We start from the raw sequence: 17,027 nt of genomic DNA on the forward strand, positions 1-17,027 counted from the left end.
TCAGGGCTCCGGGGTGTCCTCGGGGGCGATGTCGATGCCCTTGGTGGTGTCCACCGGGGTCGTGCCGTTCGCCGAGGTGCCGTTCGCCGTGTTCGTCAGGGCCAGCTCCTTGGGGGAGAGGACCGGCGGACGCGTGGACGGGGTGCGGCGGGACGAGCCGGTCCAGGCCGGACGGGCCGGGCGCTTGACGATCGGCCGGAAGATCTCGGCGATCTCCTCCTTGCCCAGGGTCTCCTTCTCCAGGAGGGCCAGGACCAGGTTGTCGAGGACGTCGCGGTTCTCGACCAGGATCTCCCACGCCTCGTTGTGCGCGGTCTCGATGAGCTTCTTGACCTCTTCGTCGACGAGCGCGGCGACCTCTTCCGAGTAGTCGCGCTGGTGCGACATCTCACGGCCGAGGAAGGGCTCGGTGTTGTCGCCGCCGAACTTGATGGCGCCGAGCCGCTCGGTCATGCCGTACTGGGTGACCATCGCGCGGGCGGTGGCCGTGGCCTTCTCGATGTCGTTCGCGGCACCCGTGGTCGGGTCGTGGAAGACGAGCTCCTCCGCCGCGCGCCCGCCCAGCATGTAGGCGAGCTGGTCGAGCATCTCGTTGCGGGTGGTGGAGTACTTGTCCTCGTCCGGGAGGACCATCGTGTAGCCCAGGGCGCGGCCGCGGGACAGGATGGTGATCTTGTGGACGGGGTCGGCGTTGGGGGAGGCCGCCGCGACCAGGGCGTGGCCGCCCTCGTGGTACGCGGTGATCTTCTTCTCCTTGTCCGACATGATCCGGGTCCGCTTCTGCGGGCCCGCGACCACGCGGTCGATCGCCTCGTCCAGCATGTGGTTGTCGATCAGCTTCTTGTCCGAGCGGGCGGTCAGCAGCGCCGCCTCGTTCAGGACGTTGGAGAGATCGGCACCCGTGAAGCCGGGGGTGCGGCGGGCGACGGCGCCGAGGTCGACGTCGGGCGCGACCGGCTTGCCCTTCTGGTGGACCTTGAGGATCTCCAGACGGCCCTGCATGTCGGGGCGGTCGACCGCGATCTGGCGGTCGAAGCGGCCCGGCCGCAGGAGGGCGGGGTCGAGGATGTCGGGGCGGTTCGTGGCGGCGATCAGGATGACGCCGCCCTTCACGTCGAAGCCGTCCATCTCGACGAGCAGCTGGTTGAGGGTCTGCTCGCGCTCGTCGTGACCGCCGCCGAGGCCGGCGCCGCGGTGGCGGCCGACCGCGTCGATCTCGTCGACGAAGACGATGGCCGGGGCGTTGGCCTTGGCCTGCTCGAAGAGGTCGCGGACCCGGCTGGCGCCGACACCGACGAACATCTCGACGAAGTCGGAGCCGGAGATCGAGTAGAAGGGCACCCCGGCCTCGCCGGCGACGGCGCGCGCGAGGAGCGTCTTGCCGGTTCCGGGCGGGCCGTAGAGCAGGACGCCCTTGGGGATCTTGGCGCCGACCGCCTGGAACTTCGCGGGCTCCTGGAGGAACTCCTTGATCTCGTGGAGCTCCTCGACGGCCTCGTCCGAGCCGGCGACGTCGGCGAAGGTCGTCTTGGGCGTGTCCTTGGTGATGAGCTTCGCCTTGGACTTGCCGAACTGCATGACGCGGGAGCCGCCGCCCTGCATCTGGTTCATCAGGAACAGGAAGACGACCACGATGAGGACGAAGGGGAGGAGCGAGAGCAGGATCGAGACGAAGGGCGACTGCTTCGTCGGGGAGACGGTGTAGCCCTTCTCGATCTGCCCGGCCTCGAACTTCTCCTGGAGCTTGTCGGCCAGGTCTGCGCCCTGGGTGCCGATGTAGCTGGCCTGGATCTTGCTGCTGTTGTCGATCTTCTGGCCGTCGACGAGCTCGGCCTTGATGATCTGTTCGTCACCGGTGGTGAGCTTGACCTGCTTGACCTGGTTCTTGTCGATCGCCTGGACGACCTGGCCGGTGTCCACCGTCTTGTAGCCCTCGGACGAGCCGACGACCTGCATCAGCACGACCACGGCGAGGACGGCCAGCACGATCCACATGACCGGCCCACGGAAGTATCGCTTCACGTCCATCCATACGGAGCGAGAACGCCCCGTCCCTCCTGCCCGTAGGTAAATGCCTCTGTGTGAGAAAGCTGTATCGAGAAAGCTGTGCGGAAAACGCGGTGTGAGAAAAGCTGTTCTTCGGACGGTACCTCAGCATCGTCGCCCGCGACCGCCTTCCCGTGGTTCAACGGGGGGAAGGCGGTGCGGGTTCCCCGAACGTGTGAAGCCGCTCAGCCGCCGTAGACGTGCGGGGCGAGCGTGCCCACGAAGGGGAGGTTCCGGTACTTCTCCGCGTAGTCGAGGCCGTAGCCGACGACGAACTCGTTGGGGATGTCGAAGCCGATCCACTTGACGTCGATGGCGACCTTGGCGGCCTCCGGCTTGCGCAGCAGGGTGCAGACCTCCAGGGAGGCCGGCTCGCGCGAGCCGAGGTTCGACAGGAGCCAGGAGAGCGTCAGGCCGGAGTCGATGATGTCCTCGACGATCAGGACGTGCTTGCCCTTGATGTCGGTGTCGAGGTCCTTGAGGATGCGGACGACGCCCGAGGACTGGGTGCCGGCGCCGTACGAGGAGACGGCCATCCAGTCCATGGTGACGGGGGTGGACAGGGCGCGCGCCAGGTCCGCCATCACCATCACGGCGCCCTTGAGGACTCCGACGATGAGCAGGTCCTTGCCCGCGTATTCCGCGTCGATCTTCGCGGCCAGCTCGGCCAGCTTCGCGTCGATCTCTTCCTTGGTGATGAGCACCGACTGGAGGTCGGTGCCCATGTCCTTCTCGTTCACCCGGGTCACTTTCGTTGCAGCGTGCGTCAGCCTTGCCGGATGACCAGTCTGCCACCCTGGCGGCGGGCTTCGACGCGGCCGGGCAGGTTGATGGCGCCCTGGCCGCGCCAGCCGGTGATGAGCCGGTCGAGTTCTTCGATGTGGCGCGCGAAGAGGGAACCGGCGGGGGCGCCCTCGGCGATCACGGCGCGGCGCAGCACGCGGCGGCGCACGGCGGGGGGCAGTCCGTGGAGCTTGGCGCATTCGAGGGCGCCCGCCTCGTCGCGCACGGTGGTCTCGGCGTCGGCGGCCCAGGTGTCGAGGGCGTCGGCGTCGTCGCGGGAGAGCTGGGCCGTTCGGGCGAGGGCTTCGACGACGCCCTTGCCGAGGGCCTTCTCCAGGGCGGGGAGGCCCTCGTGGCGGAGGCGGGAGCGGGTGTAGGCGGGGTCGCTGTTGTGGGGGTCGTCCCAGACGGCGAGCTCCTGCGCGATGCAGGCCTTGCGGACGGTGTGGCGGTCGAGCTGGAGGAAGGGGCGGCGGTAGCGGCCGCGGGCGCCGGAGACGGCGGCCATGCCGGAGAGGGAGCGGATTCCGGAGCCGCGGGCGAGGCCGAGGAGGACGGTCTCCGCCTGGTCGTCGCGCGTGTGCCCGAGGAGGATCGCGGTGGCGTCGTGGCGTTCGGCGGCGGCGTCGAGGGCCGCGTAGCGGGCGTCGCGGGCGGCGGCTTCGGGTCCTCCTTCGCGCCCGACGGTGACGGTGAGGGCTTCGACGGGGTCGAGGCCGAGGGCGGTCATGCGGCCGGCGACCTCGTCGGCGCGGCCGGCGGAGCCGTCCTGGAGGCCGTGGTCGACGGTGATGCCTCCGGCGCGGACGGGGAGTTTGCGGGCCTCGAAGGCGAGGGCGGAGGCGAGCGCCATGGAGTCGGCTCCGCCGGAGCAGGCGACGAGCACGAGAGGGTGCGTGTCGCGGGGGGCGGCGGGGTCGGTGGGGTGCTCGGTGAGGACGTCGTGGAGTACGCGGCGGACCGCCAGGCGTATCGCCGCGACCGCAGGATGGGGACCCATGGTTCGGTGCCCTTCGTGAATGGGGTGGGGTGCCTCGGTCGGAGTCTTAACGGTCGGAATGGGGTGTTCGGTCACTCAGAGTGCGTCGATGGTGACAGAAACGTGGCCCTTACCCGAGCATTGCACGCCTCACCCCACCCGAAGGGTCCCTCGGATGGGTGATTGGCGGGGTCTTCGCCGGTGTCGCCGTGCCGTACGGCTCTTCCGCCCCAGGAGTCTGCCGTACGGTTCACCCTTCCTCGGTCCGTCCTCGGGCGCGGTGCCCCGGTCCCGCGCTCAGGAGTCGGCGCGGCGGTGCACGCGCGCGATCCAGTCGGCGGGGGCGGAGATCTCGCTCTTGGTGGGGAGCGTGTTGGGGGAGGTCCAGACGCGGTTGAAGCCGTCCATGCCGACCTCGTCGACGACGGCGCGGACGAAGCGTTCGCCGTCGCGGTACTGGCGGAGCTTGGCGTCGAGGCCGAGGAGCTTGCGCAGGGCGAGGTCGAGGCGGGAGGCGCCGCGGGCGCGGCGCTGCTGGAACTTCTCGCGGATCTCGGCGACGGAGGGGACGACCTGGGGGCCGACGCCGTCCATGACGTAGTCGGCGTGGCCTTCGAGGAGCGACATCACGGCGGTCAGGCGGCCGAGGATCTCGCGCTGTTCGGGGGTCTGGACGAGTTCGACGAGGGAGGGTGCCGGGTCGCCCTCCTCGGCCTCGGGGCGGCCGCCGGCGAGGGTCTGGGCGGCTTCGCGGAGGCGTTCGACGAAGGTGCCGGGGTCGACCTCGGTGGCGGCGAGGAATGTCTGGATCTCGCCCTGGAGGTGGTCGCGGAGCCAGGGGACGGCGGTGAACTGGGTGCGGTGGGTCTCCTCGTGGAGGCAGACCCAGAGGCGGAAGTCGTGGGGGGAGACGGCCAGTTCGCGCTCGACGTGGACGATGTTGGGGGCGACGAGGAGGAGCCGGCCGCCGCCCTGGGGGGCGCCGGGGAGGTCGCGGGTGACGGGGGCGAAGGTCTCGTACTGGCCGAGGATGCGGGAGGCCAGGAAGGAGAGCAGCATGCCGAGCTCGACGCCGGTGACCTTGCCGCCGACGGCGCCGAGGACGGTGCCGCCGGGGGTGGTGGTGCGGCGCTCCTGCATCTTGCCGAGGAGCGGGGTGAGGAGTTCGCGGAAGCCGGCGACGTTGGCCTTGATCCAGCCGGTGCGGTCGACGACGAGGACGGGTGTGTCGTGCGGTTCGGCGCCTTCGGGGAGCATCCGGGTGTAGGCGCGGACGTGTTCCTCGGCGGCCTTGGCGTGCCTGCGGAGTTCGGCGACGACGGCCCGTGCCTCGTCGCGCCCGACGTCGGGGCCGGGGCGGACCAGCCTGGTCGCGGTCGCGACCGCGAGGTTCCAGTCGACCATTCCGGACGTGCCTGCACCACCGATGCTCGTCATGCGTCAACGGTACGGGGTCCCGGCCGGTCGGTGCCCTGTCCGGAGGGTGGGTCAGATGGCTACTTCTGGCCGGTGAGGGCGGCGGAGAGGCGGTCGAGGGCGGGCTGGGCGAGATCGGGCGAGGGAGTGCGGGAGGCGAGGAACGCGAAGGCGAGGAGGCGCCCGTCGGTGGTGACGACGGTGCCGGCGAGGGTGTTGACGCCGGTGAGGGTGCCGGTCTTGGCGCGGACGAGTCCGGCGCCGGCCGGGGCCTGGCCGTAGCGGCCGGCGAGGGTGCCGGTGAAGCCGCCGACGGGGAGGCCGGTGAGGAGCGGGCGGAGCTCGGGGCGGGCGGGGTCGGCGGCGCGGGCGAGGAGGCCGGTCAGGAGGCCGGCGGAGACGCGGTCGCGGCGGTCGAGGCCGCTGCCGTCGGCGAAGCGGGCGCCGGCGAGGGGGAGGCCGAGCTCGCCGAGTTCGTCGCGGACGGCCTTCTCGGCGCCGAGGAAGGAGGCGGGCTGTTCACGGGCGAGGGCGGTCTGCCGGGCGAGGGCCTCGGCGAGGTCGTTGTCGCTGTTCGTGAGGGTGCGCTCGACGAGGTCGGCGAGGGGGGCGGAGTGCGTACGGGCGAGCGGGGCGCCCTTCGGGGTGCGGCCGGGGGCGGGGTCGCCGGTGACCTTCAGGCCGGCGGCGGCGAGGTGGCCGGCGAAGGCGGTGGCGGTGTCGCGGGCCGGGTCGCCGGAGCGGGGGGCGGGTCCGGACGTGCTTCCGTCGAGGCGTCCTTCGGCGGTCATCAGGGCGGTGACGGGGGCGATGTTCTCGTTGGGGCCGATGGGGTGGAGGGCGGGGCCCCGGTAGAGGGCGGTGTCGTAGGCGAGGCGTACGGAGGCGAGGCCGCGCTTCTCCAGGGCGCGGGCGGTGTCGGCGGCGAGCTTCTTCAGCCGGGCCTCGTCGAGGGTGGGGTCGCCGCCGCCGGTGAGGGTGACCGCCTTGCCGTCGGGGGCGGCGGTGACGGTGGTGGCGATCCGGTGGTCGGGGCCGAGGGCGGAGAGGGCCGCGGCGGCGGTGGCGATCTTGACGGTGGAGGCCGGGGTCATGGGGGTGGCGGCGCCCTCCCCGTACAGCTGCTCGCCGGTGGCGGTGTCCACGACGGAGGCGGTGCGCGAGGTGCCGAGGCCGGGGTCGGCCAGGAGGGGGACGAGGGTGCGGGCGAGGTCCGCCGGGCGGGTGCCGGGGGCGGGGGCCGCGAGGGCGGTGAGGACGCCGGGGGCGCTGGGGGCCGGGGCGGGCTCGGTGCGGCGCGGGGCCGCGGGGGCGGCGGCCGGGGCGGGGTGACGCTCACCACCCGCCGCGGGGGCGGCGGCGCGGGCCCGCTCGGCCGTACGCTGGCCTCCGTCCCAGGGGCCTGCCGCGGTCACCGCCGCGGCGGCGAGAGCCAGACCGAGCACGGCGGAGCCCGCCGTGAGCTGCCACACCCTCGGCTCCGGCATTGCTGACCAGCCCCTTTCGCGATCACGTACCTGCGTGAGAGACACTTAATCACCGCGCGTCGTCGCGAGCATTCACTTGTGTTGATTCAGGAGGAGCCACCCGTGGAGTTCGACGTTCTCATCGAGATCCCCAAGGGATCGCGGAACAAGTACGAGGTCGACCACGAGACCGGTCGTATCCGTCTTGACCGTCGCCTCTTCACGTCGACGGCCTACCCGACCGACTACGGCTACGTGGAGAACACCCTCGGCGAGGACGGTGACCCGCTGGACGCGCTGGTCATCCTCGACGAGCCGACGTTCCCGGGCTGCGTCATCAAGTGCCGCGCCATCGGCATGTTCCGTATGACGGACGAGGCCGGCGGCGACGACAAGCTGCTGTGCGTCCCGGCGACGGACCCGCGCATGGAGCACCTGCGCGACATCCACCACGTGCCGGAGTTCGACCGCCTGGAGATCCAGCACTTCTTCGAGGTCTACAAGGACCTGGAGCCGGGCAAGTCGGTCGAGGGCGCCGACTGGGTCGGCCGCGAGGAGGCCGAGGCCGAGATCGAGAAGTCGATCGCGCGCGCCAAGGAGCAGGGCGCTCACTGACGCCCGATCGTCGTGGAAGGCGGCGTGCCCTTCGGGGTGCGCCGCCTTCCGCGTGTCCGTGAGCCCGCCTCCGCGTCCGTACCGCCTTTCGCCCCTCCACGTTTCACACACCCGTCTGACGCTCATACTGGAATCCAAGATTCCCTGGGTGTGAGGCGGAGAGCGCGTGGTGGCGGAGCCGGAGGGCCCCGAGGAGGCTCCGGAGGACCGGAAGCCCCTGTCGGACGAGGCGACCTCGGAGTTCGCGCTGCCGGAGGGACTGGTGCCGGAGCCGCCGCCCGCGGAGCCGGAGGGGTCGGCGTTCGTGGTGCCGGAGGGGCTGGAGCCCGAGCCTCCGCCGGAGCCCGAGGGGTCGGCCTTCGCGCCCCCCTCGACGTACTCCTCGAAGGACTCGCCGCCCGCCTTCACCCCGGCGTACGGGGTGCCGCTGGCGCGGCTGCCGCACAACGCGCCGTGGCAGGACCGGATGCGGACGATGCTGCGGCTGCCGGTCGGTGACCGGCCGGTGCCGGAGGCGGCCGCCGCGAAGGGCGAGACGGGCCCCTCGGTGCCGCGTGTGCTCGACCTGACCCTCCGTATCGGCGAGCTGCTGCTCGCGGGCGGTGAGGGCGCGGAGGACGTCGAGGCGGCGATGTTCGCGATCTGCCGGTCGTACGGGCTCGACCGCTGCGAGCCGACGGTGACCTTCACGCTGCTGTCGATCACGTACCAGCCGTCGCTGGTGGACGATCCGGTGACGGCGAACCGGACGGTACGGCGCCGGGGCACGGACTACACCCGGCTGGCGGCCGTCTACCAGCTGCTCGCGGACATCAACGCGCCGGCGCACGAGGTGTCGCCGGAGGAGGCGTACCGGCGGCTCGCGGAGATACGGCGCAACCGGCATCCGTACCCCGGCTGGGTGCTGACGGCGGCGGCGGGTGTGCTCGCGGGCGCGGCGTCGACGCTGCTGGGCGGCGGGGCGACGGTGTTCTTCGTGGCGGCGCTGGGCGCGGTGCTGGGCGACCGGCTGGCGTGGCTGTGCGCGGGGCGCGGGCTGCCGGAGTTCTACCAGTTCCTGGTGGCGGCGATGCCGCCGGCGGCGATGGGGGTGCTCCTCACGCTGCTCCACGCGGATCTGCGGCCCTCGGCGGTGATCACGGGTGGCCTGTTCGCGCTGATCCCGGGGCGGGCGCTGGTGGCGGCGGTGCAGGACGGTCTGACCGGTTTTTACATCACGGCCTCGGCCCGGCTCCTGGAGGTCGCGTACTTCTTCGTGGCGATCGTGGTGGGCGTGCTGTCGGTGCTGTACCTGGCGGTGCAGTTCGGCGCGAATCTCAACCCGGAGGGTGCGCTGCAGGCCGTGGAGCGGCCGGTGACGCAGACCGTGGCCGCGATGGTGCTGTGCGCGACCTTCGCCATCCTTCTGCAGCAGTCACGGGCGACCGTGCTCTTCGCGACGCTCAACGGCGGGGTCGCCTGGGTGGTCTACGCGTCGATCGCGGTGACGGCGGAGGGGTCCACGGTGATGGCGACGGCCCTGGCGGCGGGCCTGGTGGGTCTCTTCGGGCAGCTGATGGCCCGCTACCACCACACGTCGTCGCTGCCGTACGTGACGGCGGCGATCGGCGCGCTGCTGCCCGGTTCGGCGACGTACTTCGGGGTGCTCGCGATCGCCCAGAACAACCTGGACGGGGGGTTCGCGTACCTGGCGAAGGCGGCGGCGCTGGCGCTGGCGATCGCGATCGGCGTGAACCTGGGCGGGGAGCTGGCCCGGCTCTTCATGCGGGCCCCGGGTGCGGTCTCCCGGAGCGCGGCGAAGCGGACCCGGGGGTTCTGAGGCGGGGCCGGGCCCGGATTTTTACGGGGCCGAGTTTTGGCGGGGCCGTTCCACGACGAAGCCCCGCCCCGGCCTTCCGGCCGGGGCGGGGCTTCGTGGTGGTGTCCTAGCGCTGGGTGGGCCTGCCGCCGTCCTCGCCGTACGGCGGGCGGCTCTGGTGGCCCTGGTGGCCCTGGTGGCCCTGGCCGTCGTAACCGCCTTGGGCGTCGTAGCCGCTCTGAGCGCCCTGAGCCCCCTGGGCGTCGTAGCCGCCGTAGCCGGGCTGGCCCTGGCCCTGGTGGCCGCCGTAGCCGGGCTGGGGGGTCTGCGCGCCGTAGCCGGGCTGGTCCCCGTAGCCGTGGCCGGGCCGGCCGCCGTAGCCCGCCTGTCCGGCCTGGCCGCCTCCGTAGCCCGCCTGTCCGGCCTGGCCCGCGTATCCGCCCTGCTGGCCGTATCCGGCCTGACCGCCGTAGCCACCCTGCCCGCCGTACCCGGCCTGAGCCTCGTAGCCGCCCTGCCGGCCGTACCCGGCCTGACCCGCGTAACCGTCCTGGGCCCCGTAACCGCCCTGACCCGCGTAGCCCCCCTGAGCGCCGTAACCGCCCTGGCCCGCGTAGCCCCCCTGGCCGGCGTAGCCGCTCTGCTGGTCGTACCCGCCCTGGTCGCCGTAGCCGGTGTAGCCGCCGGCCTGACCGGCGTAGCCGTCCTGGGCGCCGTGGCCGCCCTGGTCCGGCTGACCGCCGGGACCGTTCTGGCCGCCCTGGTGGCCGTGGCCGCCGGGCTGCTCGCCGTAGACGGCCTGGCCCTGCCCCCCGCCGGGGGTGTCCTGGTCCGCGGGGGCCGCCGGGTCGGCGGGGGCCGCGGCCCGGGCGGCGGCGGCCTTCTTCGACTGGGAGCGGGCCTTGAGGTACTCGATCACGATCGGGACGACCGAGAGGAGCACGATGCCGATGAGGATCGCCTCGATGTGCTCGTGCACGAAGTCGATCTTGCCGAGGGAGGCGCCCAGCAGGGTCACGCCGGCGCCCCAGAGCACACCGCCGATGATGTTGAAGGTGATGAACGAGCGGTAGTTCATCCGGCTGACGCCCGCGATGATCGGCGTGAAGGTGCGGATGATCGGCACGAAGCGGGCCAGGATCAGCGACTTGGGGCCGTGCTTCTCGAAGAACTCGTGCGCCTTCTCGACGTTCTCCTGCTTGAAGAGCTTGGAGTCGGGGCGCTTGAAAAGCGCCGGGCCGACTTTCCGTCCGAAGAGGTACCCCACCTGGTCGCCGATGATCGCCGCGGCGACGATCAGCGTGCAGACCAGCCAGAGAGGCGAGTCGAGCTTGCCGGTGGTGACCAGAAGACCGGTCGTGAAGAGCAGCGAGTCACCGGGCAGGAAGAACCCGATGAGCAGGCCGGACTCGGCGAAGACGATGACGAGGACACCGATCAGGCCGAAGGTCTGGATCAGGTAGTCCGGATCCAACCAGCTCGGTCCGAGGGCAAGCGTGTTCACGGTTCCGGGCTCCTGCGGGTGGGGTGGGGGGCATGTCGGAGGGGGACATGCCGACGGCGCGCCCCAAGCTATCAACGTGGCGGGGGGTGCCCCGGTTCCACCTGGACGCCGTGGGATTGCGGAGCGGCCCGGCCGAGCCGACGCTGGGAGTCCAGGAGGTGAGTGCCGATGGGCATCGAGGACTACGGAGGCGGTCAGGGACCGCACCCCGACGTACTGGTCGTGACGACGAACGACGTCCCCGGATTCGAGGTACGCCAGGTGATCGGCGAGGTCTTCGGACTGACGGTCCGGTCGCGCCATCTGGGCAGCCAGATCGGCGCCGGTCTGAAGTCGATGATCGGCGGTGAGCTGAAGGGGCTGACGAAGACCCTGGTGGAGACCCGGAACCAGGCGATGGAGCGCCTGGTGGAGCAGGCGAGGGCGCGCGGCGCAAACGCCGTGCTGATGTTCCGGTTCGACGTGTGCGAGGCCGCGGACGTGGGAACCGAGGTCTGCGCGTACGGCACCGCCGTCGTCATCGCGCCCCGCACCTGAGCCCCGGTCGGCCGGGCCACGGGTCCGGAGGGGACGAATACCCCGGCCTTTCGAAGTGTTATGGGGCATTTGCTCACCTATGGTGGGGCGGTGGCCACCGATCATGACGCGACCGCCCCTGCCGAAGCCCCGGTACGAGTCCTGCTCCCGCAGGTGCTGCCCGCCCTCGTGGTGGGCGTCGGATCGGCCCTGCTGTTCCTCGGCATCAGCGAGGCCGCCGAGGGACTGCAGGCGGTGCTCTGGGAGACCCTGCCCGACGCCCTGGACATCGGCCGGTACTCCTCGCTCTGGATGATCTGCGTCCTCACCGCCACCGGCGTCGCCGTCGGACTCGTCGTCTGGAAGGTGCCCGGGCACGCCGGACCCGACCCGGCCTCCGAAGGGCTCGGCGGTCCGCCGCAGCCGCCGGTGGTCGTGCCCGGTCTGCTCCTCGCCAGCGCCCTCGCCCTCGCGGGCGGCGTCAGCCTCGGCCCCGAGCAGCCGACGATCGCCTCCGCGATCGCCCTGGCCGCCTGGCTGGGCCTGAAGGCCGCGCCGAACGTACCGGGCGCCTTCTGGGGCTCCCTCGCCGTCGCGGGCACCTTCGGCGCCCTCTTCGGCACCCCCGTCGCCGCCGCCCTCGTCCTCTCCGAGGCGCTCGCCGGGAAACCCGGCCGCGGCTCGCTGTGGGACCGGCTCTTCGCCCCGCTGGTCGCCGCCGGGGCGGGCGCGATGACCACCCAGCTCCTCTCGGACCCCAGCTTCGCGATGGGCCTGCCGCCGCTGACCGACCCCGGGTGGCAGGACCTGCTCGCCGCGCTCGCGGTCGCCACCCTCGGCGCCCTCTTCGGCCTCCTCGGCTGCTACGCCTTCCCCCACCTCCACCGGGTCTTCGGCCGACTCCGGCACCCCATGCTCATGCTGCCCGCCGGCGGCCTCGTCCTGGGCCTGCTGGGGGCCCTCGGCGGCCATCTGACCCTCTTCAAGGGCCTCCACGAGACCGAGGAGCTCGTCGAATCGATCGGGGTGTACTCCTCCGGCGAGCTGGCCCGGCTGGCCGTCGTGAAGCTCGCCGCCCTGCTGGTGGCCGCCGCCTGCGGCTTCCGGGGCGGCCGGGTCTTCCCCGCGGTCTTCATCGGCGCCGCCCTCGGCCTCGTCGCCCAGGCCCTCGTGCCGGAGATCCACCCGGCGGTCGCCGTCTCCTCCGCCGTCCTCGGCGTCCTCCTCGCGACCACCCGGCAGGGGTGGGTGAGCCTCTTCATCGCCGCCGTGATCGCCGCCTCCCCCGCCATGCTCACGCTGCTCTGCCTGGCCACCCTGCCCGCCTGGCTGGTCGTCACCGGCCGCCCGCAGCTCGAACTCGACCACCAGGGCAACGCCCTCCGCTGACCCCTCCCCCACTCGCTCGCCCGTCCGCAGAAGGAGCCCCCGATGGCCCCCCTCCACAAGGGATCCGACGACACCGACTCCGAGTCCTTCCCCAGGCTCGCCCTCAACCCCTTCTACGGCGAGGCCGACCCGGTCGGCGGGATGACGGAGGCCCCGCCCCGCCACCGGATGCCCGAGCGGCCGCTGCCGCCGTCCAGCGCCTACCAGCTGGTCCACGACGAACTGATGCTGGACGGGAACTCCCGGCTCAACCTCGCCACCTTCGTCACCACCTGGATGGAGCCCCAGGCAGGTGTCCTCATGGCCGAGTGCCGCGACAAGAACATGATCGACAAGGACGAGTACCCGCGCACCGCCGAACTGGAACGCCGCTGCGTCGCCATGCTCGCCGACCTCTGGCACGCCCCCGACCCGGGCGCCGCCGTCGGCTGTTCCACGACCGGCTCCAGCGAGGCGTGCATGCTCGCCGGCATGGCCCTCAAGCGCCGCTGGGCGAAGCGGAACGCCGACCGCTACCCGGCCACCGCCCGCCCCAACCTGGTGATGGGCGTCAACGTGCAGGTCTGCTGGGAGAAGTTCTGCACGTTCTGGGAGGTCGAGCCCCGGCTCGTCCCCATGGAGGGCGACCGCTTCCACCTCGACGCCGCGTCCGCCGCCGCCCTGTGCGACGAGAACACGATCGGCGTCGTCGCCGTCCTCGGCTCCACCTTCGACGGCTCCTACGAGCCCGTCGCCGAGATCTGCGCCGCCCTCGACGACCTCCAGGCGCGCACCGGCCTCGACGTCCCCGTCCACGCCGACGGCGCCTCCGGCGCCATGGTCGCCCCCTTCCTCGACGAGGACCTGGTCTGGGACTTCCGCCTCCCCCGGGTCTCCTCGATCAACACCTCCGGACACAAGTACGGACTCGTCTACCCGGGCGTCGGCTGGGCCCTCTGGCGCAGCGCCGAGGAGCTGCCCGAGGAACTGGTCTTCCGGGTCAACTACCTCGGCGGCGACATGCCGACCTTCGCCCTCAACTTCTCCCGCCCCGGAGCCCAGGTCGTCGCCCAGTACTACACCTTCCTCCGGCTCGGCAGAGAGGGCTACCGGGCCGTCCAGCAGACCAGCCGGGACGTCGCCCGGGGCCTCGCCGAACGCATCGAGGCCATGGGCGACTTCCGCCTCCTCACCCGGGGCGACCAGCTGCCCGTCTTCGCCTTCACCACCACCCCCGACGTCACCTCCTACGACGTCTTCGACGTCTCCCGCCGGCTCCGCGAGAACGGCTGGCTCGTCCCGGCCTACACCTTTCCCGCGAACCGCGAGGACCTGTCCGTCCTGCGGATCGTCTGCCGCAACGCCTTCTCCGCCGACCTCGCGGGCCTCCTCGTCGAGGACCTGAACCGGCTCCTGCCCGAACTGCGCAGCCAGCCCGCCCCCCTCACCCGCGACAAGGACGCCGCGACCTCCTTCCACCACTGAACCGGGCTCCTCCTAGGGCCCTCCGACGGAGGCGTCGGCGCCGCAGGCCAGCGGGAACTCCGACCAGCGGATCCCGTCCCTCGTCAGCTCGTACCGGCAGCGCGAGCCCTCCCGGAGCAGGCCGGCGCCGGTCCGGCGGACGTACGAGGTGCCGTCGTCCAGCTCCCGGAAGGTCCGGCCGCCGTCCAGGCTGCGGTACCCGGAGCGCTCGGCGCCGATCTCCACCCGTCCGTCCGGCCCCGGCACCGGCACCCCGAGCAGCGAGCGCGGCTCGGTCACGGCGCCCGTGGTCCACACCCGCTGCCAGGTCCTGCCGCCGTCGCGCGAGCGGTGGAGCGCCCGCAGCGGGTTCTTCACCGGCTCGCCGCCCTTCAGCTCGCCCATCTCCGCCGCGTACACGGAGTCCGGACCCACCACGACCCCGATGTACCGCCCGGGCGCCTCCGTCGGGCTCGACGGTCTGCTCAGGGACCAGCTCCGGCCCGCGTCCCGGGAGACCGCGACCGCCGCCCGCCCGGTCAGCGGCTCCACACCCGACACCCACCAGGACCCGTCCGGCTCCGCCATGCCCGCGGGCCACGGGTGCGCGCCCAGCGGCGGTTGCGTCACCAGGGCCCGCCGCCGCCCGTCCCGCGGCGAGACCACGACCAGCCGCTCCCGCTCGCACTCCTCCGGCGCCGCACCCGGGTCCGTGGCGCACTCGGTGGTGAGCACCGCCCCCGCGGGTATCTCCGGGGTCCGCCCCGCCGGCCGCTGGTCGACGCTCCGCCAGCTCCTCCCGCCGTCCGCGGTGAACCAGCCCCGCAGCGGCTCCTCCCCGCCGCCGTCCTCGACCAGCGCCCGCCCCGACCCGAGCACCCTCAGCTGCGCCGACACGCCTTCGTCGCCGCGCAGTTCGGGCAGCGGGGAGGTGCCGAGCCGCCATTGACCGGCGCCCCGGGCGAGCACCGCCACGCGCTGGCGACAGAAGCCGTTCTCCGGCCGGGCCGGGTCGCTGAAGCACTCCGCGAGCAGCGCGAAGCCACTGCCGTCGGCGGCGAGCCCCACGTCGGCCACCCGGCCGGGCAGACCGGCACCGTCTCCGATTGCCGGGGGCGCGCCGAACTCCCCGTCCGTGGAGGGCCTTTCGCTTCCCCGTACCGGTTCGCTCCCGCCCGTACAGGCGGCCAGGAGCCAGGCGAGCAGCAGGGCCACGAGCGCGCGGAGCGGAGCCGGCGCCCGGGAAGCGGGTACACGCATCGGACTTCCCCCTGTCCGTCGGGCGGTTCGCGGTGAACCGTCTGCTTCTGGTACACCGCGAACAGCCTTCGGGTTCCCACTCGGGAGAAGATTCTTCGACCGGATTGCACCGGACCGCACCGGACCGCACCGGACCGGCCGGAGCGAAAGCCGAGGCCGAAACCGAGGCCGAAACCGGGACCGGACCGGCCGAAACCGGGACCGGACCGGCCGAAACCGGGACCGGACCGGCCGAAACCGGGACCGGACCGGCCGGAGCCGGCCGGAGCCGGCTGGGGAACGGCTAGAAGGGGAACCGGCTGCGTCCGTGCTGGATCGAGATCCACTTCTGGGTGGTGAACGCCTCGATCATCGCCTCGCCGTTGAGCCGCCCGATGCCCGAGTGCTTCTCGCCTCCGAAGGGGACGATCGGCTCGTCGTGAACGGTGCCGTCGTTGATGTGGATCATGCCGGTGTGGATCCGCTTCGCCACCCGGACGCCCCGCTCGACGTCGGCGGTGTGGACGGCGCCGCTGAGCCCGTACGGAGTGTCGTTGGCGATCCGTACGGCCTCGTCCTCGCCGTCGAAGGGGAGGATCAGGGCGACCGGGCCGAAGATCTCCTGGGCGAGGACGGGGGCGTCGGCGGGGATGCCGGTCAGGACGGACGGCGAGACGACGTTGCCCTCGACCGTGCCGTGGAGCAGCGCCGTGGCGCCGGCCGCCACGGCCTGCTCGACCGCTCCGGCGACGGACTCGGCCTGCTGGGAGTTGATGAGCGGGCCGATGTGGGTGCCGGGGTCGGCCGGGTCCCCGACGCGGAGGGTCCGCACCTTGGCCACGAACTTCTCGGTGAACTCCGCCTCCAGGCGGCGGTCGACCAGGATGCGGTTGGCGGCCATGCAGACCTGGCCCTGATGGACGAAGCGGCTGAAGACGGCGGCGTCGACCGCGTAGTCGAGGTCGGCGTCGTCGAGGACGATCAGGGCGCTGTTGCCGCCGAGTTCGAGGACGGCGTGCTTGAAGTTCTGGGCGCAGACGGTGGCCACGTGGCGGCCGACCCGGTCGGAGCCGGTGAAGGAGATGACCTTCGGCACCGGGTGGGTCAGCAGCGCGTCGCCGATCTCGGCGATGTCGGTGACGACGACGTTGAGCAGACCGGCGGGCAGGCCCGCCTCCTCCAGGATCTTCGCGACCAGGGTGCCGCCGCAGATCGGGGTGTTCTGGTGCGGCTTGAGGACGACCGCGTTGCCGAGCGCGAGGGCCGGGGCGACCGACTTGATGGAGAGGAGGAAGGGGAAGTTGAAGGGCGAGATGACGCCGACGACACCGACCGGGAGGCGGTAGACGCGGTTCTCCTTGCCGTCCACCGGGGACGGCAGGATGCGGCCCTCGGGGCGCAGCGCCAGCTGGATCGCCTCGCGCAGGAACTCCTTGGCGAGGTGGAGCTCGAAGGCGGCCTTGAGGCGGGTGCCGCCGAGCTCGGCGACGATCGTCTCGGCTATCTCGTCCTCGCGGTCCTCGACGATCCGCAGGGCGCGCTCGAAGACGAGCCGGCGGCTGTACGGGTTGGTCTCCGCCCAGGCGGTCTGCGCGCGCTCGGCGGCGCGGTAGGCGCGGTCCACCTCCCCGGCGGTGGCCACCGTGATCGAGGCGAGCTTCTCCCCGGTGTACGGGTTGAAGTCGATGATGTCCCAGGAGCCGCTGCCCGGCTTCCACTCGCCGTCGATGAACTGGTGGGCCAGGTCGGTGAAGTGCGACATGGACGGAGAACCCCTCTGCCGGCTGCCGGTCGTCAGGCGCGCGGGCGCCTGATCGCCGGGGCTACTGATGT

Annotated in this window: 13 protein-coding genes; 5 read left to right on the top strand and 8 right to left on the bottom strand. The window is 72.3% G+C overall.

Annotation, left to right across the window (positions count from 1 at the left end; genetic code table 11):
- The 5 genes from ftsH to dacB form a co-directional block, all read right to left on the bottom strand.
- Positions 1–2,028: an ATP-dependent zinc metalloprotease FtsH gene (ftsH, locus tag ACFYT9_RS31135; RefSeq protein ID WP_387273095.1), complete on the bottom strand. Its 2,028-nt coding sequence runs from the start codon at positions 2,026–2,028 to the stop codon at positions 1–3.
- 203 nt (positions 2,029–2,231) lie between these two features.
- Complete coding sequence (gene hpt, locus ACFYT9_RS31140; protein WP_030219931.1) at positions 2,232–2,771, bottom strand: hypoxanthine phosphoribosyltransferase; 540 nt, start codon at positions 2,769–2,771, stop codon at positions 2,232–2,234.
- 41 nt (positions 2,772–2,812) lie between these two features.
- Complete coding sequence (tilS, locus tag ACFYT9_RS31145) at positions 2,813–3,829, bottom strand: tRNA lysidine(34) synthetase TilS (RefSeq protein WP_376602464.1); 1,017 nt, start codon at positions 3,827–3,829, stop codon at positions 2,813–2,815.
- A gap of 276 nt (positions 3,830–4,105) precedes the next feature.
- The gene (locus tag ACFYT9_RS31150) at positions 4,106–5,245 is read right to left on the bottom strand and encodes a zinc-dependent metalloprotease (RefSeq protein ID WP_387273092.1); all 1,140 of its coding nucleotides are present in this window, start codon (positions 5,243–5,245) and stop codon (positions 4,106–4,108) included.
- A gap of 59 nt (positions 5,246–5,304) precedes the next feature.
- Positions 5,305–6,711: a D-alanyl-D-alanine carboxypeptidase/D-alanyl-D-alanine-endopeptidase gene (gene dacB / locus ACFYT9_RS31155; protein ID WP_387273090.1), complete on the bottom strand. Its 1,407-nt coding sequence runs from the start codon at positions 6,709–6,711 to the stop codon at positions 5,305–5,307.
- Positions 6,712–6,813: 102 nt separating this feature from the next.
- Here dacB and ACFYT9_RS31160 point away from each other — a divergent pair, with 102 nt between their 5' ends.
- Both ACFYT9_RS31160 and ACFYT9_RS31165 read left to right on the top strand, forming a co-directional pair.
- On the top strand, positions 6,814–7,305 hold the full coding sequence (locus ACFYT9_RS31160; protein WP_376602461.1) for an inorganic diphosphatase: 492 nt from the start codon (positions 6,814–6,816) through the stop codon (positions 7,303–7,305).
- A 166-nt stretch (positions 7,306–7,471) separates the two neighbouring features.
- A complete protein-coding gene (locus ACFYT9_RS31165; RefSeq protein ID WP_387273088.1) occupies positions 7,472–9,124 on the top strand; it encodes a threonine/serine exporter ThrE family protein in 1,653 nt (550 codons plus the stop codon).
- A 106-nt stretch (positions 9,125–9,230) separates the two neighbouring features.
- Here ACFYT9_RS31165 and ACFYT9_RS31170 read toward each other — a convergent pair whose 3' ends face one another.
- Complete coding sequence (locus ACFYT9_RS31170; protein WP_389169094.1) at positions 9,231–10,607, bottom strand: DedA family protein; 1,377 nt, start codon at positions 10,605–10,607, stop codon at positions 9,231–9,233.
- A gap of 168 nt (positions 10,608–10,775) precedes the next feature.
- Here ACFYT9_RS31170 and ACFYT9_RS31175 point away from each other — a divergent pair, with 168 nt between their 5' ends.
- From ACFYT9_RS31175 to ACFYT9_RS31185, 3 genes are all read left to right on the top strand, one after another.
- Positions 10,776–11,144, top strand: coding sequence for a YbjQ family protein (locus ACFYT9_RS31175; protein WP_376598724.1), 369 nt, complete (start codon positions 10,776–10,778; stop codon positions 11,142–11,144).
- Positions 11,145–11,234: 90 nt separating this feature from the next.
- Positions 11,235–12,512: an ion channel protein gene (locus tag ACFYT9_RS31180; protein WP_376598726.1), complete on the top strand. Its 1,278-nt coding sequence runs from the start codon at positions 11,235–11,237 to the stop codon at positions 12,510–12,512.
- A 42-nt stretch (positions 12,513–12,554) separates the two neighbouring features.
- Entirely contained in the window at positions 12,555–13,976 is a 1,422-nt protein-coding gene (locus ACFYT9_RS31185; protein ID WP_389169095.1) for a glutamate decarboxylase, read from the top strand.
- A 12-nt stretch (positions 13,977–13,988) separates the two neighbouring features.
- Here ACFYT9_RS31185 and ACFYT9_RS31190 read toward each other — a convergent pair whose 3' ends face one another.
- Positions 13,989–15,215: a WD40/YVTN/BNR-like repeat-containing protein gene (locus ACFYT9_RS31190; protein WP_389169096.1), complete on the bottom strand. Its 1,227-nt coding sequence runs from the start codon at positions 15,213–15,215 to the stop codon at positions 13,989–13,991.
- A gap of 283 nt (positions 15,216–15,498) precedes the next feature.
- Complete coding sequence (locus ACFYT9_RS31195) at positions 15,499–16,956, bottom strand: aldehyde dehydrogenase family protein (protein ID WP_387273078.1); 1,458 nt, start codon at positions 16,954–16,956, stop codon at positions 15,499–15,501.
- Positions 16,957–17,027 lie beyond the last annotated feature (71 nt).

Origin of the sequence: Streptomyces sp. NPDC004435 (assembly GCF_042873895.1) — a bacterium.
Classification (GTDB): domain Bacteria; phylum Actinomycetota; class Actinomycetes; order Streptomycetales; family Streptomycetaceae; genus Streptomyces.

Coding starts and splice junctions, on each gene's coding strand:
- ftsH (WP_387273095.1), bottom strand. CDS start 2,028: ATGGACGTGAAGCGATACTTCCGTGGGCCGGTCATGTGGATCGTGCTG.
- hpt (WP_030219931.1), bottom strand. CDS start 2,771: ATGGGCACCGACCTCCAGTCGGTGCTCATCACCAAGGAAGAGATCGAC.
- tilS (WP_376602464.1), bottom strand. CDS start 3,829: ATGGGTCCCCATCCTGCGGTCGCGGCGATACGCCTGGCGGTCCGCCGC.
- ACFYT9_RS31150 (WP_387273092.1), bottom strand. CDS start 5,245: ATGACGAGCATCGGTGGTGCAGGCACGTCCGGAATGGTCGACTGGAAC.
- dacB (WP_387273090.1), bottom strand. CDS start 6,711: ATGCCGGAGCCGAGGGTGTGGCAGCTCACGGCGGGCTCCGCCGTGCTC.
- ACFYT9_RS31175 (WP_376598724.1), top strand. CDS start 10,776: ATGGGCATCGAGGACTACGGAGGCGGTCAGGGACCGCACCCCGACGTA.
- ACFYT9_RS31185 (WP_389169095.1), top strand. CDS start 12,555: ATGGCCCCCCTCCACAAGGGATCCGACGACACCGACTCCGAGTCCTTC.
- ACFYT9_RS31190 (WP_389169096.1), bottom strand. CDS start 15,215: ATGCGTGTACCCGCTTCCCGGGCGCCGGCTCCGCTCCGCGCGCTCGTG.
- ACFYT9_RS31195 (WP_387273078.1), bottom strand. CDS start 16,956: ATGTCGCACTTCACCGACCTGGCCCACCAGTTCATCGACGGCGAGTGG.